The sequence below is a fragment of the Mesorhizobium sp. dw_380 genome (assembly GCF_018588885.1).
Classification (GTDB): domain Bacteria; phylum Pseudomonadota; class Alphaproteobacteria; order Rhizobiales; family Rhizobiaceae; genus Mesorhizobium.
This window is the reverse complement of record NZ_JAFFIW010000008.1, coordinates 75,718-102,030: the sequence shown is the minus strand read 5'-3', so window position 1 is coordinate 102,030 and position 26,313 is coordinate 75,718. Positions and strand designations below refer to the sequence as shown.

The 26,313-nt window shown below is 62.5% G+C and carries 26 protein-coding genes; 13 read left to right on the top strand and 13 right to left on the bottom strand.

Going from position 1 to position 26,313, the window contains the following annotated elements; genetic code table 11:
- Positions 1–6 precede the first annotated feature (6 nt).
- Positions 7–357, bottom strand: a complete 351-nt coding sequence (locus JT360_RS10640) for a MarR family winged helix-turn-helix transcriptional regulator (RefSeq protein ID WP_214471521.1) — start codon at positions 355–357, stop codon at positions 7–9.
- A 72-nt stretch (positions 358–429) separates the two neighbouring features.
- Positions 430–1,794, bottom strand: a complete 1,365-nt coding sequence (locus tag JT360_RS10635) for a leucyl aminopeptidase family protein (RefSeq protein WP_214471518.1) — start codon at positions 1,792–1,794, stop codon at positions 430–432.
- A 131-nt stretch (positions 1,795–1,925) separates the two neighbouring features.
- Here JT360_RS10635 and JT360_RS10630 point away from each other — a divergent pair, with 131 nt between their 5' ends.
- A complete protein-coding gene (locus JT360_RS10630; protein WP_214471682.1) occupies positions 1,926–2,753 on the top strand; it encodes a tetratricopeptide repeat protein in 828 nt (275 codons plus the stop codon).
- An 89-nt stretch (positions 2,754–2,842) separates the two neighbouring features.
- On the opposite strand, the gene JT360_RS10625 is transcribed toward JT360_RS10630, so the two are convergent.
- From JT360_RS10625 to JT360_RS10585, 9 genes are all read right to left on the bottom strand, one after another.
- Positions 2,843–3,862 carry a type II secretion system F family protein gene (locus JT360_RS10625; RefSeq protein WP_214471516.1) on the bottom strand — a complete coding sequence of 340 codons (1,020 nt, stop codon included), beginning with the start codon at positions 3,860–3,862 and terminating at the stop codon, positions 2,843–2,845.
- Between the two features lie 9 nt (positions 3,863–3,871).
- A complete protein-coding gene (locus tag JT360_RS10620) occupies positions 3,872–4,885 on the bottom strand; it encodes a type II secretion system F family protein (RefSeq protein WP_214471514.1) in 1,014 nt (337 codons plus the stop codon).
- Between the two features lie 29 nt (positions 4,886–4,914).
- The gene (locus tag JT360_RS10615) at positions 4,915–6,423 is read right to left on the bottom strand and encodes a TadA family conjugal transfer-associated ATPase (RefSeq protein ID WP_214471513.1); all 1,509 of its coding nucleotides are present in this window, start codon (positions 6,421–6,423) and stop codon (positions 4,915–4,917) included.
- A gap of 23 nt (positions 6,424–6,446) precedes the next feature.
- On the bottom strand, positions 6,447–7,736 hold the full coding sequence (locus JT360_RS10610) for a CpaE/TadZ family protein (RefSeq protein WP_214471512.1): 1,290 nt from the start codon (positions 7,734–7,736) through the stop codon (positions 6,447–6,449).
- Positions 7,737–7,786: 50 nt separating this feature from the next.
- The gene (locus JT360_RS10605; RefSeq protein ID WP_214471511.1) at positions 7,787–8,524 is read right to left on the bottom strand and encodes a CpaD family pilus assembly protein; all 738 of its coding nucleotides are present in this window, start codon (positions 8,522–8,524) and stop codon (positions 7,787–7,789) included.
- Positions 8,525–8,538: 14 nt separating this feature from the next.
- Positions 8,539–10,056: a type II and III secretion system protein family protein gene (locus tag JT360_RS10600; protein WP_214471510.1), complete on the bottom strand. Its 1,518-nt coding sequence runs from the start codon at positions 10,054–10,056 to the stop codon at positions 8,539–8,541.
- Positions 10,053–10,865 carry a Flp pilus assembly protein CpaB gene (gene cpaB / locus JT360_RS10595; protein WP_214471509.1) on the bottom strand — a complete coding sequence of 271 codons (813 nt, stop codon included), beginning with the start codon at positions 10,863–10,865 and terminating at the stop codon, positions 10,053–10,055. Before cpaB ends, JT360_RS10600 begins: the two co-directional genes overlap by 4 nt.
- Positions 10,866–11,079: 214 nt before the next feature.
- Positions 11,080–11,598, bottom strand: coding sequence for an A24 family peptidase (locus tag JT360_RS10590; RefSeq protein WP_214471508.1), 519 nt, complete (start codon positions 11,596–11,598; stop codon positions 11,080–11,082).
- Between the two features lie 164 nt (positions 11,599–11,762).
- Positions 11,763–11,939, bottom strand: coding sequence for a Flp family type IVb pilin (locus JT360_RS10585; RefSeq protein WP_214471507.1), 177 nt, complete (start codon positions 11,937–11,939; stop codon positions 11,763–11,765).
- Positions 11,940–12,294: 355 nt separating this feature from the next.
- Between JT360_RS10585 and JT360_RS10580 the strand changes: the two genes are divergently transcribed.
- The 3 genes from JT360_RS10580 to JT360_RS10570 all read left to right on the top strand — a co-directional run bounded on the left by JT360_RS10580 (position 12,295) and on the right by JT360_RS10570 (position 14,103).
- On the top strand, positions 12,295–12,717 hold the full coding sequence (locus JT360_RS10580; RefSeq protein WP_214471506.1) for a pilus assembly protein N-terminal domain-containing protein: 423 nt from the start codon (positions 12,295–12,297) through the stop codon (positions 12,715–12,717).
- Between the two features lie 139 nt (positions 12,718–12,856).
- A complete protein-coding gene (locus JT360_RS10575; RefSeq protein WP_214471504.1) occupies positions 12,857–13,447 on the top strand; it encodes a TadE/TadG family type IV pilus assembly protein in 591 nt (196 codons plus the stop codon).
- A 32-nt stretch (positions 13,448–13,479) separates the two neighbouring features.
- Entirely contained in the window at positions 13,480–14,103 is a 624-nt protein-coding gene (locus JT360_RS10570; protein WP_214471503.1) for a TadE/TadG family type IV pilus assembly protein, read from the top strand.
- A 7-nt stretch (positions 14,104–14,110) separates the two neighbouring features.
- Here JT360_RS10570 and JT360_RS10565 read toward each other — a convergent pair whose 3' ends face one another.
- Positions 14,111–15,034 (bottom strand): phosphate/phosphite/phosphonate ABC transporter substrate-binding protein, encoded by a 924-nt coding sequence (locus JT360_RS10565; protein ID WP_214471502.1) that lies wholly within the window; start codon positions 15,032–15,034, stop codon positions 14,111–14,113.
- 356 nt (positions 15,035–15,390) lie between these two features.
- On the opposite strand from JT360_RS10565, the gene JT360_RS10560 reads away from it, so the two are divergent.
- From JT360_RS10560 to JT360_RS10520, 9 genes are all read left to right on the top strand, one after another.
- The gene (locus JT360_RS10560; RefSeq protein WP_214471680.1) at positions 15,391–16,632 is read left to right on the top strand and encodes a phosphopentomutase; all 1,242 of its coding nucleotides are present in this window, start codon (positions 15,391–15,393) and stop codon (positions 16,630–16,632) included.
- On the top strand, positions 16,625–17,515 hold the full coding sequence (mutM, locus tag JT360_RS10555; protein ID WP_214471501.1) for a bifunctional DNA-formamidopyrimidine glycosylase/DNA-(apurinic or apyrimidinic site) lyase: 891 nt from the start codon (positions 16,625–16,627) through the stop codon (positions 17,513–17,515). The genes JT360_RS10560 and mutM overlap by 8 nt, the downstream gene beginning before the upstream one ends.
- 118 nt (positions 17,516–17,633) lie before the next feature.
- A complete protein-coding gene (locus JT360_RS10550; RefSeq protein WP_214471500.1) occupies positions 17,634–18,407 on the top strand; it encodes an enoyl-CoA hydratase in 774 nt (257 codons plus the stop codon).
- 181 nt (positions 18,408–18,588) lie between these two features.
- Positions 18,589–18,855, top strand: coding sequence for a 30S ribosomal protein S20 (gene rpsT / locus JT360_RS10545; protein ID WP_027026587.1), 267 nt, complete (start codon positions 18,589–18,591; stop codon positions 18,853–18,855).
- 852 nt (positions 18,856–19,707) lie between these two features.
- Positions 19,708–21,252, top strand: coding sequence for a chromosomal replication initiator protein DnaA (gene dnaA / locus JT360_RS10540; RefSeq protein ID WP_214471499.1), 1,545 nt, complete (start codon positions 19,708–19,710; stop codon positions 21,250–21,252).
- Positions 21,253–21,552: 300 nt separating this feature from the next.
- The gene (dnaN, locus tag JT360_RS10535) at positions 21,553–22,671 is read left to right on the top strand and encodes a DNA polymerase III subunit beta (protein ID WP_140607718.1); all 1,119 of its coding nucleotides are present in this window, start codon (positions 21,553–21,555) and stop codon (positions 22,669–22,671) included.
- 175 nt (positions 22,672–22,846) lie between these two features.
- The gene (gene recF / locus JT360_RS10530; RefSeq protein WP_214471497.1) at positions 22,847–23,980 is read left to right on the top strand and encodes a DNA replication/repair protein RecF; all 1,134 of its coding nucleotides are present in this window, start codon (positions 22,847–22,849) and stop codon (positions 23,978–23,980) included.
- Positions 23,981–24,033: 53 nt separating this feature from the next.
- Positions 24,034–24,786 (top strand): molybdopterin-synthase adenylyltransferase MoeB, encoded by a 753-nt coding sequence (locus JT360_RS10525; RefSeq protein ID WP_214471496.1) that lies wholly within the window; start codon positions 24,034–24,036, stop codon positions 24,784–24,786.
- 14 nt (positions 24,787–24,800) lie between these two features.
- Complete coding sequence (locus JT360_RS10520) at positions 24,801–25,277, top strand: GNAT family N-acetyltransferase (RefSeq protein WP_214471494.1); 477 nt, start codon at positions 24,801–24,803, stop codon at positions 25,275–25,277.
- Between the two features lie 24 nt (positions 25,278–25,301).
- On the opposite strand, the gene JT360_RS10515 is transcribed toward JT360_RS10520, so the two are convergent.
- Complete coding sequence (locus tag JT360_RS10515) at positions 25,302–26,303, bottom strand: 2-hydroxyacid dehydrogenase (protein ID WP_214471492.1); 1,002 nt, start codon at positions 26,301–26,303, stop codon at positions 25,302–25,304.
- Between the last annotated feature and the right edge of the window lie 10 nt (positions 26,304–26,313).

Genomic DNA, 26,313 nt, shown 5'->3' with positions numbered 1-26,313 from the left:
GGTTGATCAGATCGGCAGTTCGTGGGCCTTGGCGATGATAACATCGCCGAAACGCTCGACAAAGAGTGCACCCTCGACCGTGCGCTTGATCAGCACGTTGCGTTTGTCGAGTTCGTCGCGATGACGCGACACCAGTTTCAGCGCGCCCATCGTGTCGAGCGCGCGCGTGATGACCGGCTTGGTGACGTTGAGGCGAGCGGCGAGGCCGCGCACGGTGTGCGGCGGCGGATCGAGATAGATGGTGAACAGGATCGCGGTCTGGCGCATGGTCAGGTCGGGCGCGTCGTCGCGCACCTGCGACAGCATCACTTGCTGCCACAGTCGCAAGGCCTGGCTCGGGCGCATCGTAATCGACATCGCGCCAGCATGCCGGCAAATTGTTTCGGTTCCGTTTCAGTTTCAGCAATTTGCAGGCACTGCGTGCGGCCATCAGCCGAACCGTTTTGTGACAATTCGCTCCAGGGCGCGGATGCCCTGTGCTTCGCCACCGGCAGGACCGTGCGGGCGGTCAGCCGGGTTCCAGGCGAAGATGTCGAAATGCGCCCAGCTCACCGTCTTCTCGACAAAGCGCTTGAGAAACAATGCCGCCGTGATCGAGCCGGCGAAACCGTCCGTCGTGACATTGTTGATGTCGGCGATCTTCGACGACAGTTTCGCATCGTAGGGCCGCCACAGCGGCATGCGCCATAGCGGATCCTCGACCGCCAGCGATGCCGCCGCCAGATCCGAGGCCAGCGCCTCGTCGCCGGTGTAGAAAGGCGGCAGGTCAGGGCCGAGCGCGACGCGGGCAGCCCCGGTCAGCGTCGCCATATCGACCAGGAGCCGAGGCTCCTCCTCGTCGGCCAGCGCCAGCGCGTCGCCAAGTACGAGCCTCCCCTCAGCGTCCGTGTTGCCGATCTCGACTGAGATGCCCTTGCGGCTCGCCAGCACGTCACCCGGCCGGAAGGCGTTGCCGGCAATCGAATTCTCGACCGCGGGGATCAGCACGCGCAGCCGCACGTTCAAACCCGCGGCCATGATCATCGAAGCCAGGCCGAGCACATTGGCGGCACCGCCCATGTCCTTCTTCATCAACAGCATGCCGGACGACGGCTTGATATCGAGGCCGCCGGTGTCGAAGCAGACGCCCTTGCCGACAAGCGTCACCTTCGGCGCGCCCTGTTGCCCCCAAATCATGTCGATCAGGCGCGGCGCGCTGACGGATGCCCGGCCGACGGCGTGGATCATCGGGAAGTTCTGGGCAAGCAGGTCGTCGCCCTTGATCACGGAGACTTCGGCCTTGTGGGCCTCGGCCAGGGTCCGCACTGCCTTCTCCAGGTCGTCCGGCCCCATATCGCTGGTCGGCGTGTTGACCAGGTCGCGCGTCAGGAAGACGCCATCGGCGACCCGGCGAACGCGGGCCGCGTCGACACCGGCCGGCAGGTCGAAGCGCAGCGCCTTGCCTGGCTTCTTGCCGTAACGGGTAAAGACATAGCCGCCGAGCGCCAGCGCGATTGCCGCGAGTTCCGGCTCGGCAGGCACTGAGGCGAAATGCCAGTCGCCTTCTGGCAGCGTTTTCGACAGCGCGCCGAGAGCGAGCGCGCCCTCGCCGTCGCCAACACCGAACAGGGCGCCGGCGAGCGCGCCGTTTTCGCCGGGCACGGCCAGCGTCCTGCCTGCCTCGCCGGAAAAGCCGTTGGCCCTGGCCCAGGCGACCATGGATGGCGCCAGGCCTGAGGCCTCCAGACCGTCACGGGCCACGAGATGCACCGGCAACGCACCTTGCAATTTCTTCTCGACGAGTTCGACAGGCATTCGATGTTCTCCTTGCCGAGCCCAAGCCGAGTCGGCATTTGTTAACCCTCCGTTAGGGTTAACAGAATATTTCTGCGGGAGGGAAGATGGCCACGCAATGGCCACGCGCATGAATGGAGGCTTAGGTGCCGATGCCGACCAACCGCACAGTGAATGCCAGGAGCAAACGGCTTGTCACCACGGCCCTCATGCTGGCGCTCGCGGCGGGCGTCGCGGGTTGCGGTACCAGCAGGATGACCACCGGCTCGATCGGCCGCACCGGCGGCAAGCCGCTGGAGACCATGTCGGCGGGAGAGCTGCACAGTGCCACGGCCGCGCTCGGCCAGTCCTACGCCAGGAACCCCAACGACAAGCGAATCGCGACCAATTTCGCGGCTGCGCTGCAGATGGACGGCGATGCCGACCAGTCGCTTGCCGTGATGCGCAAGCTGGCGATCGCCTACCCAAAGGACCGCGACGTGCTCGCGGCCTACGGCAAGGCGCTGGCCGCCAATGGCCAGTTCGAGGCAGCGCTCGATGCCGTGCGCCGCGCACAGACGCCGGAATATCCAGACTGGAGGCTGGTGTCGGCGGAAGCGGCCATTCTGGACCAGCTTGGCCAGAAGGACGATGCGCGCCAGCTTTACCGCAAGGCCCTCGAACTCAAGCCGAACGAGCCGTCGGTTCTCTCCAATCTCGGCATGTCCTATGTGCTGGAAGGGGATCTGCGCACCGCCGAAACCTATATGCGTTCGGCTGCCCAGCAGCCCAACGCCGATAGCCGTGTGCGCCAAAACCTGGCATTGGTGGTTGGCCTGCAGGGCCGCTTCGACGAAGCCGAGAAGATCGCCTCACAGGAGCTCTCGCCCGAACAGGCGCAGGCCAACGTCGCTTATCTCAGGCAGATGCTGGCCCAGCAGAATGCCTGGAGCCAGCTCAAGGACCAGGACAAGGGCAAGGGCAAGGCCGCCACCAACTGACCGTCGGCAAGCAGCGGACGGATCGTCGGACATCGAAAGGCCGCGTGGTGTCAGTCACGCGGCCTTCTTCTTGGAGCAACCGTCGTTGCTTACTTGCTGCTGGTGCTATGCTGATCGCCGAAGATGCCGCCGCGCTGGCTGACCTGGATGCCGGCGGGGCCCAGGATAATGGCGAAAAGTACAGGCAGGAAGAACAGGATCATCGGCACTGTGAGTTTGGGCGGCAAGGCGGCGGCCTTTTTCTCGGCGGCGTTCATGCGCATGTCGCGGCTTTCAGCGGCAAGCACGCGCAGCGCGTGCGCCACCGGTGTGCCGTAACGCTCGGCCTGGACGAGCGCCTGCGACACCGATTTGACCGATTCCAGCCCGGTGCGGCTCGCCAGGTTCTCATAGGCCTGCTTGCGTTCCTGCAGATAGGAAAGCTCGGCGTTGGTCAGGATGAACTCTTCCGCCAGCGCAACCGACTGCGCGCCGATCTCGTCGGCGACCTTGCGCAGCGCGGCCTCCACCGACATGCCTGACTCCACGCAAATCAGCATCAGGTCGAGCGCATCCGGCCACGCCATCTGGATCGATTGCTTGCGCTTGGTGGCGCGGTTGTTGACATAGATGATCGGTGCGTAGAACCCGCCATAGGCGACGAGGATGCAGACGAACAGCCGGATGACCAGGGGTTTGTCAGGCAATCCTCCCAGCACGAATATGTAGACCAGACCCAGCGCAAAGCCGACAAAAGGCAGCACGAGACGGAAGAAGAGAAACCGCGTCAGCGGATTCTGTCCCCGGAAGCCGGCGACCTTGAGTTTCTGCAAGGTGCCCTCGTCGGCCAGAGCGCGCCGCAGGTCGAGCCGATCGACAATGTTGCGCATGCCGACCGACTGTTCTTCGCGCAGGCCCTTGCGGCGGCGATCAGCTTCGTTTGCGAGCCGCGCGCGCTGCTTGGCGCGAAGCTCATCGCGCTCGAGCGCGACCGACTTCATGCGCGCCTTGAGCTGGTTTCCGCCAAACGCCGGCAGCAGGGTGAAGACCGTCGCGAACACGGCGATGCCGACCAGCAGCGCGATCAGAAGGGTCGGGTCGGTCAGTGATTTGATGACTTGCTCGGTCATGCCACGATCCTAGACGTCGAAGTTCATCATCTTGCGCATCACCAAGATGCCGATTGACATCCAGACGGCAGAACACCCGAGAATGAGATTGCCGACACTCGTGTTGAACAGCGGCATCAAGTAATTGGGGCTGGAGAGATAGACGAGGAAGGAGACGATGAAAGGCAGCGCGCCGATGATGGCGGCGGATGCCTTCGCCTCCATCGACAGCGCCTGGACCTTGGCCTTCATCTTCTTGCGATCACGAAGCACGCGCGAAAGGTTGCCCAGCGCCTCGGACAGGTTGCCGCCGGCCTGCGACTGGATCTGGATGACGATGCCGAAGAAGCTCGCCTCGGTGCATGGCATGGTTTCGGGCATGCGCAAGGTCGCATCGGGGATCGACAGGCCCATCTGCTGCGAATCGACGATGCGGCGAAACTCGGTCTTCACCGGCTCGGGGGATTCGTTGGCGATCAGGCGCACGGCATCGTTCAGCGGCAGGCCCGACTTGACCGCGCGCACGATGATGTCGAGCGCGTTTGGAAATTCGTTGAGGAATGCCTTGACGCGGCGCGTGCGGCGAAACGAGACGAACCAGCGCGGCAGGCCGAGCGCACCCGCCAGCAGCACGCCGGGCAAGACAATCAGCGGCGCCCCGGCCACGAACGCGACAATCGTCAGCGCGAGGCCGCATATGGCGGAATAAACATAGAAGCGCTCAATCGGAACCTTCATCCCGGCCTGGCGAAGCTGCGCCTTCAGCGGCGGCTTCTTGACGGCGGTGTCCTTGGTTTTCTGCTTCGCGTCGAGTTCCTTCAGAGAATCCTGGACCGATTTTCGGCGCTTGGCCGCGTCCGCCGCGCGGTCGCGCGTGGCATTGACGATGGAACGGTCCGTCTCCGCGGCCTTGATCGTTTCCAGGCGCTTGCCGGCCTGTTTCTCATTGCTGATCTGGTTGAACAGGAATGCATAGGCGACCGCGCCGGCGCTGAAGCCGGCGAGTACGACAAACGCCAATACGGTGCCGTCAATTCCAAACATCGACCAGAACCTTCACGCCTGCGGATGCGTCAGTCAGCGCGTTTCTCCATCGCCTCGAGCGCGGTGGCGAGGCGCTGCTCCTCGCCGTAGTAACGAGCCCGGTCCCAGAAATGCGGGCGGCCGATGCCGGTCGAGACGTGCTCGCCCAGCAGCCTGCCGTTGGCGTCCTCGCCCTTGATGTTGTAGAGGACGATATCCTGCGTGATGATGACGTCGCCCTCCATCCCGATCACTTCGGTGATGTGGGTGATGCGGCGCGAACCGTCGCGCAGACGCGCCGCCTGGATGATCACGTCGATGGAGCCGACGACGATCTCGCGCACGGTTTTCTGCGGCAGTGAAAAGCCGCCCATGGCGATCATGGATTCGATACGGTTCAGGCATTCGCGCGGGCTGTTCGAGTGGATCGTGCCCATCGAGCCGTCATGGCCGGTGTTCATCGCCTGCAGAAGATCGAACACTTCGGGGCCGCGCACTTCGCCGACGATGATGCGCTCCGGCCGCATGCGCAGGCAGTTCTTGACCAGGTCGCGCATCGTCACCTCGCCTTCGCCTTCGAGGTTGGGCGGACGGGTTTCCAGGCGCACGACATGCGGCTGCTGCAGTTGCAGTTCGGCCGAGTCCTCGCAGGTGATGACGCGCTCCTCGCGGTCGATGTAGTTGGTCAGGCAGTTGAGCAGTGTCGTCTTGCCGGAGCCGGTGCCGCCCGAGATGACGATGTTGCAGCGAACACGGCCGATGATCTTGAGGACTTCGGCGCCCTGCGGCGAGATGGCGCCGAACTTGACCAGCTGATCGAGCGTCAGCTTGTCCTTCTTGAATTTGCGGATGGTGAGCGCGGTGCCGTCGATGGCGAGCGGCGGTGCGATGACGTTGACGCGAGAGCCGTCGGGGAGACGGGCGTCGCAGATCGGGCTGGATTCGTCGACACGGCGGCCGACCTGGCTGACGATGCGCTGGCAGATGTTGAGAAGCTGCTGGTTGTCGCGAAAGCGAATGCTGGTCTGCTCGACCTTGCCGTTGACTTCGATGTAGACGTTCTTGGACCCGTTGACCATGATATCAGCGATATCGTCGCGGGCCAGCAATGGCTCGAGAGGCCCATACCCAAGCACGTCATTGCAGATGTCCTCGAGCAGTTCCTCCTGCTCGGCGATCGACATCGCGAAATTCTTGATCGCGATGATATCGTTGACGATGTCGCGGATTTCCTCGCGCGCGCTTTCGGGGTCGAGCTTGGCGAGTTGCGACAGGTCGATCGTGTCGATGAGCGCGGAAAAAACCTGGCTCTTGGTGTCGTAGTAGGTTTCGCTCTTTTCGCGCGGGCCACGCCTCTGCTCAGGCGCGATGGGCAGTGCTTCGACCGCGCGGCGAGCCGGTGGCGCGACAGGCGCGCTCGGCTGCGGCGTTGCCGCGGGCCGGGCAAGAACTGCCGTGTCCGTCGAACCCGCGGCCGGCGGCGCGGCCGGCGGCGATGCTGGCTGGCGAAATTCCGGCGTGAACCGGTTGCCGTCGTCGTTGCCTCTTTTACCGAACATGATCGACTACCGGTTCCAAAGCGTCACTTCTTGTTGCGCGAGAGCTTGCCGAGCAGGCTGCCCAGGCCAGCCTTCTTTTTCGTCCGGATCTCGCTTCGCCCGGTCAGCACATGGGCAATCTCGTTGATGGTCGCGACAACCTGGTTCTTGGCGTCCATCTCGCCCAGCATGCGCCCGTTGTTGGCGGCATTGCCGAACAGCACCGGATCAAAGCCAATGACCGACATCGGCGTCAGCCCGAGCGGCTCGGCGAAATCGGACGGCGAAATTTCCGGTCGCTTGGGGACGCCGGCCTGGTTGATGATCAGCTTCGGCGGCGGATCGTTGGGGCGAAGCCGCTTGAACATGTCGACGAGGTTCTTGGTGTTGCGCAGATTGGCAAGTTCGGGTGTCGCCGTGATGACGATCTCGTCAGCCTTGACCAGCGTGTTCTTGGCCCAGCCCGTCCAGACATGGGGAACGTCCAGCACCAGAAGCGGCACGCTGCGCTGCGCGGTGTCGACAAGCTGCGCAAAGGCGTCGGGGTCGAAGTCATAGACGCGTTCCAGCGTCGAGGGTGCCGCGAGCAGCGACAGGTGCTCGGCGCACTGCGTCAGCAGCCGGTCGAGATAGACTTCGTCTATGCGTTCAGGCGAGAACACCGCTTCGGCGATGCCCTGTGCCGGATCCTGATCGAAATTGATGTTGGCCGTGCCAAAGGCGAGGTCGAGGTCGGCAACGACGACCTCGGACTTGAACAGGGACGACATTGCCCAGGCCACGTTGTGGGCGATGGTGGAAGAGCCGACGCCTCCCTTGGCGCCAACAAAGGCGATAGAACGGCCGATCGGTTCGGCCTCCGGATCGACGAAAATCGACGACACCACACTGACGATGTCGGCCATGGACACCGGCGCGATGACATATTCGGAGATGCCGGAGCGGATGAGTTCGCGATAGAGACCGACATCATTGTAATGGCCGATCACCACCACTTTCGAGGATGGATCGCAGTATTCCGAGAGCTGGGCAAGCTGCTCCAGCAATTGCTTGGGTTCGCTGCGTGACTCCAGCAGGATCAGGTTCGGCGTCGGCGCCGACTGATAGAACTCGATTGCCGTGGGGACGCCGCCCATATGGACCTTGAGATGCGCCTTGGTCATGCGGCGGTCCTCGCCGGCGCGTTCGACCGGATTGGCAACGCCCTCGGTCTCGCAGAATGCCTGGATCGAGATGCGCGGAACCGGCCGCAACGCCTGCATCGCGGCGATGTCCTGCGGCGAGGTGTCACCGCTGTCCACGATAGCGTCATAGGCGAGGTTGCTCATGGTCATGCTCTTTCCGTGGCCTGTTCTTTCCGTGGCTTCTCTTTCCCAAGGGCGGCTCAGTAGGTCACTTCCGAAGAGCCGAGAAACTCATCCGAAATGCCCCTGCTGCGGTAGACGTCGATCACCTTGCCCCGGTTTTCCGCGTCGATGGTAGTCTGCTTGCGCGGCCCGAGCAGATCGCCCGGATTGGCCATCTGAGCGGCGAGATTGTTCTGATAGGAGCAGCCGAAGTCGGCATAGTGTTTGTTTTCCGACGTCTCGACCAGATCATCGGGCCAGCGTCCGCATTTGTCGGTCTGGGCTTTCACCGCGATATAGGAGACGCGGACCGGGGCGGATATCTCGCTCGAGCCGGCCTGATAGGAAACCAGGACGATCCGGTTGCGCTTGACGCCGCTGGCGACCGCGAGCCGGGCGAAATCGCGCGCGGCCGCCGTCGCGGCAGCCTCATTGGCCGATCCGCTGGGAACCTGGATCGTCAATGCCGGAGCCGCACTCTTGTCATAGCTGTCGAGGAAACCGAGGAGGGTGTCGCGCTGCGAACCGGTCATGCCGCGATCGCCGGCGCCTACGGGAAGGTCGATCTTCTCGTTCTTCTCTGCGATGACGATCGGATGGTTGGTGCGATAGTCGTCCGGAATGGCACCCACGGTGACGCTGTCGCGCTGCGCGCAGCCGGCCAGCAACGCCGTCGCCACCACCGCCAGGATCGGCAGCACCCGCAGGCCGGCCCGCGAACGGCTGGTGCGTGCCGTCGTGGCGATGGTCCTTGTCTTCAACGCTGCCTGAGACATGTCCGCTTCCCCATTCACTTGTAGATGAAGCCGACAACGCCGTGGTAGCGGCCGTTGGGCTTGTTGGTCTGCATGGTGCCGTAGACACGATTGACGCGGCCAAGAAACATGCCGGCGCCGTCGCTCGGAGGATTGAAATTGTCATCCGGCTTGGCGAGATCGTTACGTGCCACCGGCTTCACAAGATAGGGCGTGATGATGATCACCAGCTCGGTCTCGTTGCGCACGAAATCCCTGCTGCGGAAGAGAGCGCCAAGCACGGGGATTTTTGTCAGCCCGGGCAAGCCGTTGACGGCTTGCCTGACATCGTCTCGCACCAGGCCCGCGATCATCATGGAGCCGCCTGAGGGCAATTCAACCGTGGTATCGGCAAGACGCTTGCGCAACGACAGGGCATTCATACCGGGACTTGTCACGCCCTCGGACAGTGACACGGATCCTTCGGTTGTCGGCTCGGAGACTGAGGTTCTGACTTTCAGGCTGATGCGTCCGGGCGACAAAACCACCGGCTGAAATTCCAGCCCGATGCCGTACTCGATCTTTTCAACGGTGTAGGTCTTCAGGCCGGTCTGGTTGTCAGTCGACACGTTCGCGGAGACACCGCTCACCATGTTGTATTCGCCGCCGACCTTGAAGGTCGCCTTCTCGCCGGATACGGCGGTCAAGGTTGGCTCGGCCAAGGTCTTCATGACCCCGGACTGCTCCATGGCGTTGATATAGGCCTGCAGCCCGGAGGCGCCGATATTGAAGCCCGAATTCGAGAGCTGTTTGCCAAGCCCGGTGAAATTGTCGCTGATCGCGCCGTAGCTTATGCCATTGCTGCCGCCGCTGCCGACCATGTTGACGCCGAGCTGCTTCATCACGGAGCGGCTGACTTCGGCGACCGTCACCTTCAGCGTGACCTGGTCGTCGCCGATGATCTGCAAGAGGTTGACGATCTTCGAGACGCGGCGCTCCTGGTCCGGGTTATTGATGTCGACACCGCTCTGGGCCGAGCCGCCGGCCGCGGTCTGCGAATATTGTCCCGTCGTTGCTTCACCGCCCGAGACGAAGATCGTCGCCAGATCAACCGCCCGTTTCGCGTCCAGCGGCGTGTCGACGGTTCCGGTCAGGACGACATTGTCGTTGAGCAGCTCCACCTTGATTTCCGAGGTCGGAATGAAGCGCTTGATGTAGTCCTCCAGGCCGGCGACATCGCGTTCGATGGCCAGATCCAGGCTGGCAATCTGCTCGCCGTTCGGACCGAAGACGAAAATGTTGGTCTCACCGACCGCTTTGCCGAACAGGTAGATACGCCGTGCGGTGCGGGTCACCGCATCGGCAACCGTCGGGTTGGCCACAAGGATGTCGTAGGCATCGCTCGGCAGGTCTATGACAACCGATTTGTTGAGGCCAAGCTTGACGCGCTGCGTGGCTGTCGTGGCCGTCACCTGCGTGCTTTTCGCCTCGACAACGCCCTGCACATTCGTCCCGACGAGCAGCAGGCTGAATGCCGTGGCTACGATTGCCGGCAGTTTACCGCTTAGCCTCATTTCCTTGCCCCTACTTCGGAAACTTCGCCCGACTTGATCAGTCTCACCGTTCCCTTGCGGCCGTTGCCGGAAACGAGATAGTCGGCCTCGCCTACATTCTTTTCCTGGGTGTCCGTGATCGCCCGCAGCGCCAGCGTCAGGCGATCTGCCATCTGCTGGGCAACGGTGATGATCTCCGCCTGCTTGGGCGTGAGTTCCAGCGTGGCGGTCTGGCCCACCCTGGTCTTTTTGCCCTCCTCGTCCTCCTGGATCGTCTGATCGATTGCCAGGACGCGGATGTTCTTGAGAATGGTTTCGGTGTTGAAACCGGTGCTGCCGCTGTTGGCATCCGCCCTGCGGGTCATGATGACGTCGACAAAATCGTTGGGAAGGATGAAGCCGCCGGCGGAAGTGTCGGCCGATATGGTTGTGGCGACCGCCCGCATCCCGGAAGGCAGGATGGACGACATGAAGCTTTGCCCTTCGCCGATCAGCTTGGAACGCCGCACGGGCTCACCCGCATACATCGCTACACGGGCAATCGACGCCTTCAATTTCTCGAGGGCGTCGGGAGCGGTGGCCTTGGTGATGAAATTCGCGTTGACGCCGTCGGCCGGCCAAGATTGCCACGTGATGTTGTTCGCGAGCGCGTTGCCCATCGCGACGTCGCCGGAGAGCACAAGCACCTCCTGCAAGGGTACGGCGGGTGCCTGGGGGCCGGCATCGACGACGACCTGGGGCGGCGGGGCGACCATGTTTTTCGCGACATAGCCAGCGCCACCCGCCGCGGCCACCGCCACGCTCAGAATAATCAGTCGGGATGCTGGCATCTGTCCGAACCCTCGCCCTTGGCAAACCACGTAGCCAAGCCGGACTTTGCAGCGGCAATCGTCAAAACAAGGTTAATGCAATGCTTACGATCGTGATTAATTTAACGTTTACATAAATTAGCTGGATCACGCCGCAACCCAGCAACGGCAACGGCTTGCCCCTCTTCAAGGCCCAGTCCAACGATCCCAATCAGGAAAAGAAATTCAATTGTGCTCAGCTTGCCAGCCTGGCCAGCGCCCACACCATCAAAGGCGAATCCGGATAGGTCAACAACCCGCCAAGGCCGAGCGCGATCCCGTAGGGAACCCCGTTGGCCTCTTCCGCGAAATGACGCAGGAATGCGTTGCGGCCGGTAACAACCGCCAGCGGCGATTTCCGGTAAAGCAGGATGGCGAGCGTCAGCAGGCCACCGATGATTGTCGAGACAACAAGGTATTCGACGAGGTTGATGTTTAAGCCCATCCACACCGCCGTGGCGGCCAGCAGCTTGGCATCGCCTCCACCCATGCCACCCATTGCGAACAGGCCGAATGTCACGGCCAGGACCAAGGCGCCGGCGGCAAAATGCCAACCATAGGCTGCCCATTCCATGCCCGTCAGCGGCGCAACCAGCGCGAAGACGACGACAAGCAGCACCGACACGCGATTGGCGATCGTCATCGACAGCATATCGGAGATCGCGGCAAACAGCATACAGAACGGAAAGACGACGAAGATCAGGGCTTCAAGCATCGGGTTGTGCCTATTGTGCGAATTCCACAGTGCTCAATCTAGGCTTGTTCGATCAGCGTTTGATGAGACCCGCAAGACGCCTACATTCGCTATGATATTGAAAAAGGGCTGCCGCGCGGCAGCCCTTTTTCAGAACGCAATCTGAATACCCAGCAATAAGCAGATCAGCTGCCGCTGGAGTTCAAGGTTGATCCGATGGCAGTGAACTTGGCATTGAGGGCATTGCCGAGGGCGCCGGCGCCGGTGATGATGGCGAGCGCGATGAGAGCGGCGATCAGACCATATTCGATAGCGGTCGCGCCGGATTCGTCCTTCACGAAACGTGCGAAAAGATTAGACATTCGAGAGCTCCTACTCCACGTGTTACAGCACTTCCGTCAACTTCTGTGATGGTTGATCGGATGCTGCCAATCTAGGGAGAAGCTCTTTCGATCGGCTTAATAAACAGCCTTACCGATTCCTTTCCCGGTTCGAACACAGTGCGTGGTTAACTCCATGCTAAGCGCCGGCTAAAGTACCGTTTCCCAAGCCAACGCCGCAAAAGGCAAGGACTTAAGGAGGCTTGCACCCAGCGTGGATCTGGCCGCGCGGGCAGCCATGCGGGTGGCTGCATCCAGCGCCAGCAGGCCGACTTAACTGTTGGTTCACCAATCTCGTTCATGTTCCGTTGAACAGTTGCTTGGGTGGAGCGCCTCGATGGCCCTGCAGAGATCTTCAATCCTGATTGCCGTGCTTCTTGCCGCCACGGACTTGATCGCGCCAGCCAAGGCCGGCGCCGATATCGAAGTCACCATGAACCAGGCCAAGATCGTGAAGCTGTCGCGCCCCGCCGACACCATCGTCGTCGGCAACCCGGCAATCGCCGATGCCTCCGTCCAGGACGCCTCGACCGTCGTACTCACCGGCAAGGGTTTCGGTGTCACCAATCTCGTCGTTCTCGACCAGGAAGGCAGCCCGATCGTCGACGCGCAGGTCACCGTCGTGCGGCAGGCGGCCTCGTCGGTTCGCATTTACCGGCGCGCCGAGGTCCAGACCATGTCTTGCACGCCCTATTGCGAGAGCTCCTACAAGAGCGAGGCGGAGAAATCCTCCGAAGCCGAGATGAGCGTCAGCAAATAGGCTGCGCCGGCTCGGTAGCCGTCCAGGTTATCGGCCGGTTAAGACGTCGGCGCCGACTTTAACGATCATTCAAACCGGACCTCAATTGGTTTGCGCTAATGCACCTGCCAGGACCGTCCCGGGATGGCAGGAACAAGGCATGAGCGACGAATTCGGTTCGACAGGTCAGCAAAAGGTGGAGCGCGCCAGGTTTTTCAGGCGCTTCGTTCGCGACCGGCGTGGCAGCACGGCCCTGGAGTTCGCGCTGCTCGCATTGCCGTTCGCCCTCCTCGTCTTCGCCATCCTTGAAAGCTGCATCTCGTTTGCCGGCCAGGAAGTGATGGCCAACATCACCGACGACGTCGCGCGTCAGTTGCGCACGGGGCAGTTGAGGCCGGCCGATGTCGCCGGGAGCAAACTGACGACCCTGATCTGCGGAAAACTGCAGATCATCGTCTCGACGGATTGTCCCAATCAGCTGCTCGTGGATCTTCGCCAATATCAGACTTTCGCCGACGCGGCCTTGGCCGGTTTCAAGATCCAGAACGGCGACGTCGTGCTGATGCAGGGCACAAGTTCACAGACTTTCGCAAACTCACCGGGTCCTACGGAAACCAGGAATATGCTGCGGGTCTTCTACAAATGGCCCGTCATGACCGATCTGATGGCCAGGTCGATGGCCAATCTGAATGGTGGCAGGACGCTGCATTTTGCGTCGGTGACCTGGCAGAACGAACCGTTCGACAATTGAGTTCGAAATCACCAACAACAAAGGCGATGACTATGATGCGTGCGGGGGCACATCCTGGAATTGCGGGGATTTGGAGCAAGGCAGCCGGGTTCTGGTCCAACCGCCGAGGCGTCGCGGCGGTCGAGTTCGCGCTCATCGTGCCGATTCTGCTGGTCATGTATTTTGTGACCATGGAAGCTTCGCAGGCCATCGAGACCAGCAAGAAGGTCAGCCGTATCGGCAGCATGGTCGCCGACCTGGTCACGCAGCAGCCGACCATCGTCAAGGCGGATCTCGACGCCATCATGAAGATCGGCACCTCCACCATTCAGCCCTACAACCGCTCGACGCCGAATATCACCATCACGGCAATACAGGTCACCACCGACACGCCACCCAAGGTGCAGGTGGTGTGGTCGCGCAAAGTGGTCAACGGCGTCTACAGTATCGGCACCACGCTGCCGGCGACCACCACGGTTCCGGCAACCCTCAAAGTCGCCGGCACCTTCCTCATTCGCACCGAGAGCAATCTCGCCTACCAACCGATGATCACCTGGTCGGCGGACAGCCAGCAAAAACTTGGTATGCCCTCGGCCTTTGCCAGCACGATCTCGATGGGCGAGACCTACTATCTGCGTCCCCGCAGAAGCCTGACGATCCCCTGCAGCGATTGCTAAAGAGGTTCTATTTCTGCCCACCATCGGTGGCCACCATGCGAACGATGGCTTCCGCCGTCGCGTAGTCCCTGGGGGCCACTGCGACAAAACCACCGGCATGCTTCGATTCCAGGAGATCGTAGATATCCGGCGTCGTTGATTTGAGGTTGGTGAGGAACACGGTCAACCGACGCCTGGCTTCAGGGTCGAGATCGCTGCGCACGGCATGGGGACCGTATCTCAGCAAACCCGACGTCCACACGACCTGGAGAGCCGGCGCGGAAAGGCCGGCAGCCTCGAGCCTTGCCTGCGTGCCGCCAGGCAGTTGCGGCTGACCGTCGGCCGCTGCCTTCACCCAGCCGAACAAGGCGTCAGCCTGGCCGTCGACGAGCATTTTTTCCGCCGCGGACGCCGAGTCTGCATGGATCAGAAAGGAGGCATCTTCGGCGATCTTGACGTGCCCGGCGGCCAGCCCTGCCAGCGGCAAAAGCGAGCCCCCGGCGCTATCCGGCGGCGGCATGGCGATCCGGTGCGTCTCCATCGCCGCCAGGTCGGGCAGCCTGCCGTCCCTGGTCAGCAGCACGGAGCGGATGCCGGCCGCACCGTCGGAATCGACCGGTGCCACAAGCGGCTCCACGCATCCGCAACGCCGTAGCGCCGTGGCGTAGGCTGTCGCCGAATAGATGGCGTACTCGATGCGGGCGTCGGCCTGCGCTTCGATCAGTGCCGCATAGTCGCGCGCAACGACGAACTCCACCTTCATGCCAAGCGCATCGGTAAAGGCTTGCGTCAACAGCGCCAGCCCCGGAACGGTGTTGCCGGCACCAGGCTCGGCGACGATACCTATGCGAAACGTGCCTATATCATCGCGCCAGTCGGGCCGCGCCGGACCGCACCAGAGCGTACCGTTGACGACCAAGAGGGCGGCACATGCCTTGAGCGCAGCGTTCATGACAAAACGATCCAGCGTTTCCTTCGACCCATGTCCGATGCCCGGTGCGCAGCGACACTTCTTATACCTAGTTATACCTAGTTATACCTAGGATTGTGCCTGTCGCCGTCCCAAAACCGCTGCGCACTTTTGGGCGGCATGCACTCTTGGTTTGTCCATGTCGTTGTCCCAAAACCGCTGCGCACTTTTGGGCGACATGCACTCTTGGTTTGTCCATGTCGTTGTCCCAAAACCGCTGCGCACTTTTGGGCGACATGGTCCGACTATCGCGCCAAGCCGTTGCCGTTTGGTTTCCGAATTGCCAATGCCGCCCTGGAACCCTATGTCTGGTGGTTCATACTGGCAACAATGACCCGATGGCGCGTGCTTTCCTCTTTGTCCTGGATTCTTTCGGCATCGGCGGCGCGGCCGACGCCGAACGCTACGGCGACGCCGGCGCCAACACGCTCGCGCACATCGCCGAAGCCTGCGCCGAAGGGCGCGCGGATCGCGAGCGGCTTCGGCAAGGGCCGCTGTTTGTCCCCCACATGGCATCGCTCGGGCTCGGCAGGGCAGCCGAAACGGCAACAGGATTGGGCTTTGCCCATTTCGGGACGGATCTGCTCGCCAATGCCTTCCATGGCGCGGCGCAGGAAGTTTCGAGCGGCAAGGACACCCCCTCCGGTCACTGGGAGATCGCGGCTCTGCCGGTGCGCTTCGACTGGGGGTATTTCCCGGATACGGTTCCCGCCTTCCCGGCGGACCTGACCGCGGCGATGATCCGCGAGGGCGAGGTGCCCGGCATTCTCGGCAACTGCCATGCGCCGGGCACCGAGATCATCGAACGGTTCGGCGAGGAACACATCCGCACCGGCAAGCCGATCTGCTACACCTCCGTCGACTCGGTCCTGCAGGTCGCCGCGCATGAGGTCCATTTCGGGCTGGAGCGGCTTTATGAATTCTGTCAGGTGGTACGCCGGCTGGTCGATCCGCTGCGGATCGGGCGCGTGATCGCGCGGCCGTTCGTCGGTGAGACCGCCGCCACCTTCGAACGGACATATAACCGCCGTGACTACGCCGTGCCGCCGCCGGAGCCCACCTTGCTCGACCGGCTGACGGCGCGGGGAAGCCGCGTCATCGCCGTCGGCAAGATCGGCGACATCTTCGCTCATCGCGGGATTTCGGAAGTGCGCAAGGCCGCCGGCAACATGGCCATGTTCGACAAGGCGCTCGGTGCGATGGACGATGCCGGCGACGGCGATCTCGTTTTCGCCAATTTCGTCGATTTCGACACCGAATTCGGCCATCGCCGCGATGTCGCCGGCTATGCCGCCGCGCTTGAGGCCTTTGACCGGCGGCTGCCGGAAGCGTTCGCCAGGCTGCGGCAGGGCGACCTTCTCATCCTGACTGCCGACCACGGCAATGATCCGACCTGGCGAGGGACCGATCATACGCGTGAACGCATTCCGGTGATCGGCGTGGGGCCCGGTTTCAAAGGTGGCGACATCGGACTGAGAACAACGTTCGCCGATATCGGCGAGACCGTCGCCGAACATCTCGGGCTGGCGCCCGGCCGCCACGGCACTTCTTTCCATGCTATGATTGCCGGCCATGCCTGAATTGCCCGAAGTCGAAACGGTCCGGCGTGGCCTGCAGCCGGTGCTGGAAGGTGCACGTCTGGCCAAGGTCGAGGCGCGACGGCCAGATCTCCGGTTTCCCTTTCCCGAACGGTTTTCAGAACGGCTGACCGGCAGGACGATCACGGCGCTCGGCCGCAGGGCCAAATATCTGACCATGCATTCGCAGGACGGTCCGGTGCTGATCTGCCATCTGGGCATGTCGGGCTCCTTTCGCATCGAGACCGACGACGATAGCGAGACACCAGGTGTTTTTCACCACGAACGTTCTAAAAGCACGGCGCACGACCATGTCGTGTTCCACGTCGTCTCGGCGGCCGGGGCCCGGTCCCGCGTGATCTTCAACGACCCGCGCCGCTTCGGCTTTATGCTGTTTGCGGAAGGATCGCCGGAGACGCATCCGATGCTGGCCGGGCTGGGCGTCGAGCCTACGGGCAACGCGCTGGATGGCGTGCTGCTCGCCTCGCTGCTGAAAGGCCGCAGATCGCCGCTGAAGGCAGCACTCCTCGACCAGAGGCTGATCGCGGGACTAGGCAATATCTATGTCTCGGAGGCGCTTTGGCGCGCCGGCCTGTCGCCCTTGCGCGAGGCTGGCACCATCGCCAACCTAGGCAAGAAGGCCAGGCTACAGAGCGAAAGCCTGGCCGAGGCGATCCGCTCGGTTATATCAGATGCTATAGCCGCCGGCGGCTCGTCGCTACGCGACTACATGCAAACCGACGGATCGCTTGGCTATTTCCAGCATTCCTTCGCCGTCTACGACCGCGAGGGGAAGCCTTGCTCGAAGCCTGGCTGCGGCGGTCACATCGAACGCATCGTGCAGAGCGGACGCTCGACCTTCTATTGCCGGACATGTCAGAGCTGAGTTAGAGCAATTCAAGGAAAAGTGCGAACGGTTTTCCCGGGAAAAGCGCGTAGCGTTTTCCCTTGGGAATTGCGCCAAAACAAAGAGATAGACCGAGGTCAAGCGAGGAGAAGCAGCCATGGCCTATGAAACGATCATCATCGAGACGCGCGGCAAGGTCGGACTGATCACGCTGAACCGGCCAAAGGCGCTCAATGCGCTGAATTCTGAGATTCTTGCTGAACTCGTCGCAGCCGTGAACAGTTTTGGTGCCGACCCCGGCATTGGTGCCATGGTTGTTACCGGTTCGGACAAGGCCTTCGCCGCCGGCGCCGACATCAAGGAGATGCAGGCGATCTCATATGTGGACGCCTACAGCCAGGACTTCTTCGCTGGTTGGGAGGAGTTCACGCGGGCCCGCAAGCCGATCATCGCGGCCGTAGCTGGCTATGCCCTGGGCGGCGGCTGCGAATTGGCGATGATGTGCGACTTCATCATCGCCGCCGACACGGCCAAATTCGGCCAGCCCGAAATTACGCTCGGCGTCATTCCCGGCATGGGCGGGTCGCAACGCCTGACCCGCTTCGTCGGCAAATCGAAGGCGATGGACATGTGCCTGACCGGGCGGATGATGGATGCAGCGGAAGCGGAGCGCTCAGGCCTGGTGTCGCGGGTCGTGCCTGCCAGCGAGCTTATCGAGGAGGCGGTCAGGGCGGCAGCCAAGATCGCGGATTTCTCGCTGCCGTCGGTGATGATGGCCAAGGAAGCCGTCAACCGTTCCTATGAGACGACACTGGCCGAGGGATTGCGGTTCGAACGCCGCCTGTTCCACTCCCTTTTCGCGCTTGACGACCAGAAGGAAGGCATGGCCGCCTTCGCCGAGAAGCGGAAGCCGAATTTCACCAATCGGTAGAGCGTCGCCGGCCCGCGATCGAAACCCTATGGCGTCGGCCAAAAAGAACGCCAGGCAGCGTTGACGCGCCCGAAAAGCTGAACTATAAGCCGCACCAACCGAGGCGGCCCCGTGGCTGCCCGTTTGTTTTTTGCGCCCTGCGGCATGCCGCGTGCGCCGACCAGATCAGAAGAGAGGCATCATGGCCAACACATCCTCGGCCAAAAAGGCTACGCGCAAGATCGCCCGCCGCGCGGCGATCAACAAGAACCGCCGCTCGCGCGTCCGCACCTATGTTCGCCAGGTCGAGGAGGCACTCGCCTCCGGCGACAAGGCTGCCGCGCAAGCCGCCTTCAAGGCCGCCGAGCCGGAATTGATGCGCGCCGCGACCAAGGGCGTCATTCACAAGAACACCGCTTCCCGCAAGGTGTCGCGCCTGGCTCAGCGCCTCAAGGTGCTGTCGGCCTGACATCGCCTTTCCGGACTGATCGTCTCTAAAACCCGGCCGATCACGCCGGGTTTTTTCGTTTGCCGGCAAGTACTTAAAAAGAATACTCTAAAACAACAATCAAAGCGGATTCCAGGCTCCGGATTGATTTGCCGGCATATGTATCCCCGCTTATGGTCGGCCTGCTTGAAAAGCGTCGGCTCCGAAACCGGCTCCCATCAGAAATAAGCAATATTTTTCAAGTATTTGCCTATGGTCATCCACAGCCTGTCCACAGCGTCCCGAAGGGACGGTAGAACAACTGGCTGTCAAGCGAATTATTTCAGAAAATTTCGCAGCGGCCCGGCTTTTTCATATTCGCCGGAAAAGGGTTTGAATCACAATGGCTTTGTCAAAATATGCCGATGAGGCATCGCGGCCCAACCCGCCCGAGGTAACCAGATTCCTTAAAAATCCGTTAGACGTGGCCTTGCCCTATCCACAGCGATTTCGGTAATGTCGATCTATCGAAAGGGACGGGGCCCTGGGTCCTTAACCCAGCCTGACGCGGCCAGCTTAAATCGGCGGGATTTGCGACGCGGATCAAGTCCGCGGACGGTTTGGTTTGCTCTTTTTCGGTACGGTAGGGGACTGGCGTAACTAGACATGGCAGGTTGCAGCACACCGGCGTTTTCGCCGGACGGTGTTGTATTGCGCTGACATACCCAACGCGGACTGGCTTCCATGGGCCGGCACCGGTCCCCCGAGATAATGGGCGAGGTTCATTGCCGGCGGCGGCAACGGGCATCGTGGCGAAGACATAGTCGCTGGAACACGGATGCAGGAGGCGCATCCCCAGCGGAAAACAGGTACAGAAAGGCAAGGAACTCGATCATGCAGAGCGGCATCGAAAGGGAGCTTACGGGCGACCTCCCATTTCCTGGAACTTTGATCGGAGCAAACGAGATGGCGGTCTCCAGCGACGCGGAACAGAAGTTCGACCGGGTCAAGACCCAGTTGAAGGCGCGTCTGGGAGCTGAAGTCTATTCGAGCTGGTTCGGCCGCATGAAGGTCGCGGAGGCGTCCAAGGGCATTGTCCGTATCTCGGTGCCCACCGCGTTCCTGCGCTCGTGGATTAACGGTCACTATCTCGATCTCATCTCAGAACTGTGGAAGCAGGAGGATGCCGATCTCCTCAAGATCGAGATCGTGGTGCGCACGGCCACCCGCCAGGGGCGCAGCCATGTCGAGCCGGAATTGGCGCCGGCGCGCAAGATGACACGGCAGACGCAGACGGCACTGGCCGCCGGCACGGTGAGCCCCGGCAGGGTGGAACGGCCCCCTGTGCCCCGCCCGGGTGCGGCGGTCGAGAGCGAGTTCCGCCACAACGTGCTGGGTTCCCCGCTTGATCCGCGCTACACGTTCGGCTCCTTCATCGAGGGGCCGTCCAACCGGGTGGCCTTCGCCGCCGCCAAGGCCGTGGCGGAATCGCAGTCGAGCGCGGTGCGCTTCAATCCGCTTTTCCTGCACGCGACCGTGGGGCTCGGCAAGACACACCTTTTGCAGGCCATCGCGGCGGAATCGCTGAAGCAGAACCCCAAATCCCGCGTCGTCTATCTCACCGCGGAATATTTCATGTGGCGCTTCGCCACCGCGATCCGCGACAACAACGCGCTGACGCTCAAGGAGCAGTTGCGCGACATCGACCTCTTGATCATCGACGACATGCAGTTCCTGCAGGGCAAGTCGATCCAGCATGAATTCTGCCATTTGATCAACATGCTGCTCGACAGTGCCAAGCAGGTGGTTGTCGCCGCCGACCGGCCGCCGTCGGAACTGGAATCGCTCGAACCGCGGGTGCGCTCGCGCCTCAATGGCGGCGTCGCGCTTGAAATGTCGGCGCCCGATTTCGTCATGCGCCTCGGCATGCTGAAACTGCGCCTTGCCACAGCCAGGATCGACGACGCATCGCTCGACATCTCCGACGAAATCCTCAACCACGTCGCCCGCACCGTGACCGGCAGCGGCCGCGAACTGGAAGGCGCGTTCAATCAGCTCTTGTTTCGCCAGTCGTTCGAGCCGCAGATCACCATCGACCGCATCGACGAGATCCTTGGCCATATCTATCGCACGGGCGAGCCGAAGCGGGTCCGCATCGAGGATATCCAGCGCATAGTGGCGCGCCACTACAACGTGTCGAAGACGGAATTGCTGTCCAACCGGCGCACGCGCACCATCGTCAAGCCGCGGCAGGTCGCCATGTACCTGTCGAAGGTGATGACGCCGCGCTCCCTGCCCGAAATCGGACGGCGCTTCGGCGGCCGCGACCACACAACGGTGCTGCACGCCGTGCGCAAGATCGAGGATCTTTCCGGCAACGACAACACGCTGGCACAGGAGCTCGAGCTGTTGAGGCGGTTGATCAACGACCAGGCCTGACCGGCCCGGCAACGGTTGGAACTGCGCTGAATTCAATGGCTTGCCTGCCCGGCCGTGAGCCCAAAATGGGCTCGTGGCATTGCTTGGCGACGATCCGGATTCCGGATTCGGCACCCAGGCTGGCGATCTTAGCGCGCTTTATCCCCAGAAAGCCCGTGCAGCCGGCCCGAACCGGTGGCGCGGGCTTGCGTTTGCGGGCTTTTTCCTGTCAGTTTACGCAGATTCTGAGCCTGTTCAGACCTTTCGCGGGGCGCCGCCAGCCGGAGACCCGCTCATTCTTTCAAGCGAGCCTGTTTCGTCATGCGTGTTATCCTGGAACGGTCAAATCTCCTGAAGTCGCTCAACCACGTCCACCGCGTGGTCGAACGGCGCAACACCATACCGATCCTGTCCAACGTGCTGCTCAGTGCCGAAGGCGCCAGCCTCGAAATGAAGGCCACCGACCTCGACCTGGAGGTCACGGAAGCGACGCCCGCCAAGGTCGAGCGCGGCGGGGCGACGACGGTTCCCGCGCATCTGCTCTACGACATCGTGCGCAAGCTCTCGGACGGCGCCGAGGTGATGCTGAAGACGGATGAGGACGGCAACGCCATGACGGTGACGTCGGGCCGCTCGAGCTTCCGCCTGCAGTGCCTGCCGCAATCCGACTTCCCCGAGCTTTCGGCCGGATCCTTCTCGCATATCTTCCGGCTCGACTCGGTTGCCCTGAAGGGTCTGATCGAGAAGACGCAGTTCGCCATCTCCACCGAGGAGACGCGTTACTATCTCAACGGCATCTATCTTCACACACACGAGGTCGGCGGCAAGCTGAAGCTGCGTTCGGTGGCCACTGACGGCCACCGCCTGGCGCGCGCCGAAATCGACGCGCCGGCGGGCTCCGAGGGCATGCCGGGCATCATCATTCCGCGCAAGACGGTGAGCGAGCTGCAGAAGCTGGTCGACGATCCTGATATCGCCGTGACCACCGAACTGTCTGACACCAAGATCCGCTTCACCATCGGCAGCGTGGTCCTGACCTCGAAGCTGATCGACGGCACCTTCCCCGATTATCAGCGGGTCATTCCAACCGGCAACGACAAGAAGCTGATCCTCGACCGCCAGAGCTTCGCGGCAGCGGTCGATCGCGTCTCGACCATTTCCTCCGAACGCGGCCGCGCGGTGAAGCTTTCGATCAGCGAAGGCCAGGTGACGCTTGCGGTCAACAACCCGGATTCAGGCAGCGCTACCGAGGAATTGGCGGCCGACTATTCTGCCGACCCGATCGAGATCGGCTTCAACGCCAAATATCTGCTCGATGTCGCCGCGCAGCTGACCGGCACGGAAGCCAAATTCATGCTGGCCGACGCCGGTTCGCCGACGCTGATCCACGACATGGCCGACGAGACCGCGCTTTACGTGCTGATGCCGATGCGGGTATAGCCGGCGCGGCGTTGCCTCGCGCTACGACGGCAACGAAAACTATGGCTGAGGCGGCTTCCAGAGCAAGTCCAGGAAAATGTGAAGCGGCTTTCCGTTCGAAATTGCGTCAAAACAAAGAGATAGAACGGTCCGGCGTTTCGTTGAAACGACAAACTGCTCTATAGGCGGATAGCGGTTGCCGGCACAAACCCATATAAGTAAGCTAACACTTACGAATTTTCGCAACTACGCGGCGCTGGCGATCGACCTCGCCGCGGGTCCCGTGGTCTTTTCCGGTGACAACGGCGCCGGCAAGACCAACCTCCTCGAAGCGATTTCCTTTTTGACGCCCGGGCGCGGCCTGCGCCGTGCCCCTTACGCCGATGTCGCGCGCGAAGGCGGCGATGGCGGCTTTGCGCTGCACGCCCGGCTCGACGGGCCTGACGGCCAGATCGAGATCGGCACGGGCATTTCCGGTGGCGAGGGCGAAGTCGGCAGGCGGGTGCGCATCAACGGCGCCACCGCGCGGTCGGCCGAGGATATGCTGGAATGGCTGCGCGTTGTTTGGCTGACGCCGGCCATGGATGCGCTGTTCACCGGACCGGCCGCGGATCGCCGGCGCTTTCTCGACCGGCTGGTGCTGGCGATCGATCCCGGCCATGGTCAGCGGGCGCTTGATTACGAAAAAGCGATGCGTGGCCGTAATCGCCTGCTTACTGAAGGCTCCAGGGATGACCGTTGGTTCGAGGCGATCGAGACACAGATGGCAGAGACCGGCGTGGCGATCGCCGCGGCACGCGCCGAACTGGTGCGCCTGCTGGCCGCAATGATCGACAGGCTGCCCGACGCAGGACCATTCCCGCAAGCCGACATCGGCCTTTCGGGTGACCTCGAAGCCGACCTCGCCAGGGCGCCAGCCGTCGATGTCGAGGCGCGGTTCCGGCGGGCGCTTGCCGATGGCCGTGACCGCGACCGCGCCGCCGGGCGCACGCTGGAGGGGCCGCACCGTTCCGATCTCGTGGTCCGGCACCGGCCCAAGGCGATGCCGGCGGAGCTCTGCTCGACAGGCGAGCAGAAGGCGCTTCTCGTCGGCATCGTCCTGTCGCATGCCCGGCTGACCGGCGAGATGTCGGGCCTGACGCCGATCCTGCTGCTCGACGAGATCGCAGCACACCTCGACGGCGGACGGCGGGCGGCACTGTTTTCCATCCTGGAGGAGCTGAACTGCCAGGCTTTCATGACGGGGACCGATGCGGCGCTGTTTTCCAGCCTGCAGGGCCGCGCACAGTTCCTGACGGTCGACCATGGCACAGTTGGGCCAACCGTTTAGATTCTTGTTGCATGGATGTCGTCAAGGTTTTTCAGCCGCTATATGGTCCTGATATGACCAATGCGCTCACCACCGACGAGATCGAACGCTATGCCCGCCATATCGTGCTGCCGGAGGTCGGCGGCGCGGGCCAGCAGAAGCTCAAGCAAGCGCGGGTCCTGGTGATCGGCGCCGGCGGCCTGGGCGCGCCGGTGCTCGAATACCTTGCGGCGGCGGGCGTCGGCACGCTCGGCATTGTCGACGATGACACCGTGTCGCTCTCCAACCTGCAACGCCAGGTCATCCACGGCACCGAAACTGTCGGCATGCTGAAAACCCACAGCGCCAAGGCGGCAATCGCCCGCATCAATCCGAATACCGCGGTCGAAACCCACACATTGCGGCTGACCACGGACAACGCCCCTGCCCTGGTCACCCGCTATGACATCGTCGTCGACGGTTCCGACAATTTCGAGACCCGCTATACGGTGGCCGACGCCTGCGCGAGCGAGCGCAAGCCGCTGGTGCATGCCGCCGTCGGCCGCTTCGACGGCTCGGTGACGGTGTTGAAGCCTTTCGAGGACGGCAAGGATGGCAAGCCGAACCCTGGCTATCGCGACCTCTTTCCGGAAGCCCCACCGCCGGGCCTGGTGCCGTCCTGCGCCGAGGCCGGGATAATTGGCGCGCTGACCGGCGTCGTCGGCACGCTGCAGGCGATGGAGGCGATCAAGCTGATCACCGGCATAGGCGAACCCTTGGTTGGCCGGCTGCTGCTCTACGATGCGCTCGCCGCGCGCTTCGAAACGATCCGCTACGCCAGACGCTGACCTTGAAGCAGCCCATGCCCCTCTCCATCGCCCGCATCCAGGCCGATTTCGGCCGCTGGGATGACGTGCTGGCCCTGATCATGCATGCCTTCGCCTTCATGGACGGCGTCATCGACCCGCCGTCCTCGGCCCACCTGCTCACCGCCGACACGCTGCGCGACAAGGCCAGACGCGAGACCGGTTTCGTGGCCCTCGACGGAGACAGGATCGTCGGCTGCGTCTTTGCTCTCGAAAGGGCCGACGACTTTTATGTCGGCAAGCTTGCCGTCGCCCCGGACTGCCAGGGGCAAGGCATCGGCCGGCGGCTGATGCGGGCGGTCGAACTTCTTGCGCTCGACCGCGGCAAAGCGGTGCTGGAGCTTCAGACGCGGATCGAGCTCACCGCCAATCATGCCGCCTTTGCCAGTCTCGGCTTTCACGAAAGCGAACGGACGGCGCATGACGGCTACACCAGGCCCACCTCGATCACCATGCGCAAGGCTCTTTCGTAAGCGTTAGCTTTCACTTGGGTGCCATCAGGTTCTGAGCGGCAGCACACGGTCCGGGGGACGGTGACCGTCGACGAAGGCCCTGATATTGATGATGACCTTCTCGCCCATGTCGATACGACCCTCGAGCGTCGCCGAGCCCATATGCGGCAGAAGCACGACCTTGCCCTTGGCGGCGAGCTTGAGCAGCTTGGCATTGAGCGCCGGCTCGTGCTCGTAGACGTCGAGGCCGGCTCCGGCGATCTTGCCGTCCTGGATCAGCTTGACCAGCGCTTCTTCGTCTATGATATCGCCGCGCGCAGTGTTGACGATATAGGCCGTGGGCTGCAACAGCGCCAGCCGCCGCGCCGAAAGCAGATGGAAGGTCGCGGGCGTCGACGGGCAATTGACCGAGATGATGTCCATGCGGGCCAGCATCTGGTCGAGGCTTTCCCAATAGGTCGCCTCAAGCCCATCCTCTACCGCCGGCAGCACGCGATGGCGATTGTGATAGTGGATGGAGAGGCCAAAAGCCTTGGCCCGCCGCGCGACGGCGGTGCCGATGCGGCCCATGCCGACAATGCCGAGCCGCTTGCCCCAGATGCGCCGGCCAAGCATCCAGGTCGGCGACCAGCCCGCCCATTTCTTGTCGCCGGTAAGCACGTTGGCGCCTTCCACGAGCCGGCGCGGCACCGCCAGTATCAGCGCCATGGTCATGTCGGCGGTATCTTCGGTGAGCACATTGGGCGTATTGGTGACGGTGATGCCCTTCTTGGCAGCCGCCTCCACGTCGATCTTGTCGACGCCATTGCCGAAATTGGCGATCAGCTTGAGATTGTCGCCGGCCTGGGCGATCAGCGCCGCGTCGATGTGGTCGGTCACGGTCGGCACCAGCACGTCGGCCTCCTTGACCGCCGCGACCAGTTCCGGCTGCGTCATCGGCCTGTCCTCGACATTCAGCCTTGCGTCGAACAGCTCGCGCATGCGGGTCTCGACCGGGTCCGGCAGCTTTCGCGTGATGACCACGAGAGGCTTCTTTTTGCCTACCATTGTTTCCCTC

Coding starts and splice junctions, on each gene's coding strand:
- JT360_RS10640 (WP_214471521.1), bottom strand. CDS start 357: ATGTCGATTACGATGCGCCCGAGCCAGGCCTTGCGACTGTGGCAGCAA.
- JT360_RS10635 (WP_214471518.1), bottom strand. CDS start 1,794: ATGCCTGTCGAACTCGTCGAGAAGAAATTGCAAGGTGCGTTGCCGGTG.
- JT360_RS10630 (WP_214471682.1), top strand. CDS start 1,926: ATGCCGACCAACCGCACAGTGAATGCCAGGAGCAAACGGCTTGTCACC.
- JT360_RS10625 (WP_214471516.1), bottom strand. CDS start 3,862: ATGACCGAGCAAGTCATCAAATCACTGACCGACCCGACCCTTCTGATC.
- JT360_RS10620 (WP_214471514.1), bottom strand. CDS start 4,885: ATGTTTGGAATTGACGGCACCGTATTGGCGTTTGTCGTACTCGCCGGC.
- JT360_RS10615 (WP_214471513.1), bottom strand. CDS start 6,423: ATGTTCGGTAAAAGAGGCAACGACGACGGCAACCGGTTCACGCCGGAA.
- JT360_RS10610 (WP_214471512.1), bottom strand. CDS start 7,736: ATGACCATGAGCAACCTCGCCTATGACGCTATCGTGGACAGCGGTGAC.
- JT360_RS10605 (WP_214471511.1), bottom strand. CDS start 8,524: ATGTCTCAGGCAGCGTTGAAGACAAGGACCATCGCCACGACGGCACGC.
- JT360_RS10600 (WP_214471510.1), bottom strand. CDS start 10,056: ATGAGGCTAAGCGGTAAACTGCCGGCAATCGTAGCCACGGCATTCAGC.
- cpaB (WP_214471509.1), bottom strand. CDS start 10,865: ATGCCAGCATCCCGACTGATTATTCTGAGCGTGGCGGTGGCCGCGGCG.
- JT360_RS10590 (WP_214471508.1), bottom strand. CDS start 11,598: ATGCTTGAAGCCCTGATCTTCGTCGTCTTTCCGTTCTGTATGCTGTTT.
- JT360_RS10585 (WP_214471507.1), bottom strand. CDS start 11,939: ATGTCTAATCTTTTCGCACGTTTCGTGAAGGACGAATCCGGCGCGACC.
- JT360_RS10580 (WP_214471506.1), top strand. CDS start 12,295: ATGGCCCTGCAGAGATCTTCAATCCTGATTGCCGTGCTTCTTGCCGCC.
- JT360_RS10575 (WP_214471504.1), top strand. CDS start 12,857: ATGAGCGACGAATTCGGTTCGACAGGTCAGCAAAAGGTGGAGCGCGCC.
- JT360_RS10570 (WP_214471503.1), top strand. CDS start 13,480: ATGATGCGTGCGGGGGCACATCCTGGAATTGCGGGGATTTGGAGCAAG.
- JT360_RS10565 (WP_214471502.1), bottom strand. CDS start 15,034: ATGAACGCTGCGCTCAAGGCATGTGCCGCCCTCTTGGTCGTCAACGGT.
- JT360_RS10560 (WP_214471680.1), top strand. CDS start 15,391: ATGGCGCGTGCTTTCCTCTTTGTCCTGGATTCTTTCGGCATCGGCGGC.
- mutM (WP_214471501.1), top strand. CDS start 16,625: ATGCCTGAATTGCCCGAAGTCGAAACGGTCCGGCGTGGCCTGCAGCCG.
- JT360_RS10550 (WP_214471500.1), top strand. CDS start 17,634: ATGGCCTATGAAACGATCATCATCGAGACGCGCGGCAAGGTCGGACTG.
- rpsT (WP_027026587.1), top strand. CDS start 18,589: ATGGCCAACACATCCTCGGCCAAAAAGGCTACGCGCAAGATCGCCCGC.
- dnaA (WP_214471499.1), top strand. CDS start 19,708: ATGCAGAGCGGCATCGAAAGGGAGCTTACGGGCGACCTCCCATTTCCT.
- dnaN (WP_140607718.1), top strand. CDS start 21,553: ATGCGTGTTATCCTGGAACGGTCAAATCTCCTGAAGTCGCTCAACCAC.
- JT360_RS10525 (WP_214471496.1), top strand. CDS start 24,034: ATGACCAATGCGCTCACCACCGACGAGATCGAACGCTATGCCCGCCAT.
- JT360_RS10520 (WP_214471494.1), top strand. CDS start 24,801: ATGCCCCTCTCCATCGCCCGCATCCAGGCCGATTTCGGCCGCTGGGAT.
- JT360_RS10515 (WP_214471492.1), bottom strand. CDS start 26,303: ATGGTAGGCAAAAAGAAGCCTCTCGTGGTCATCACGCGAAAGCTGCCG.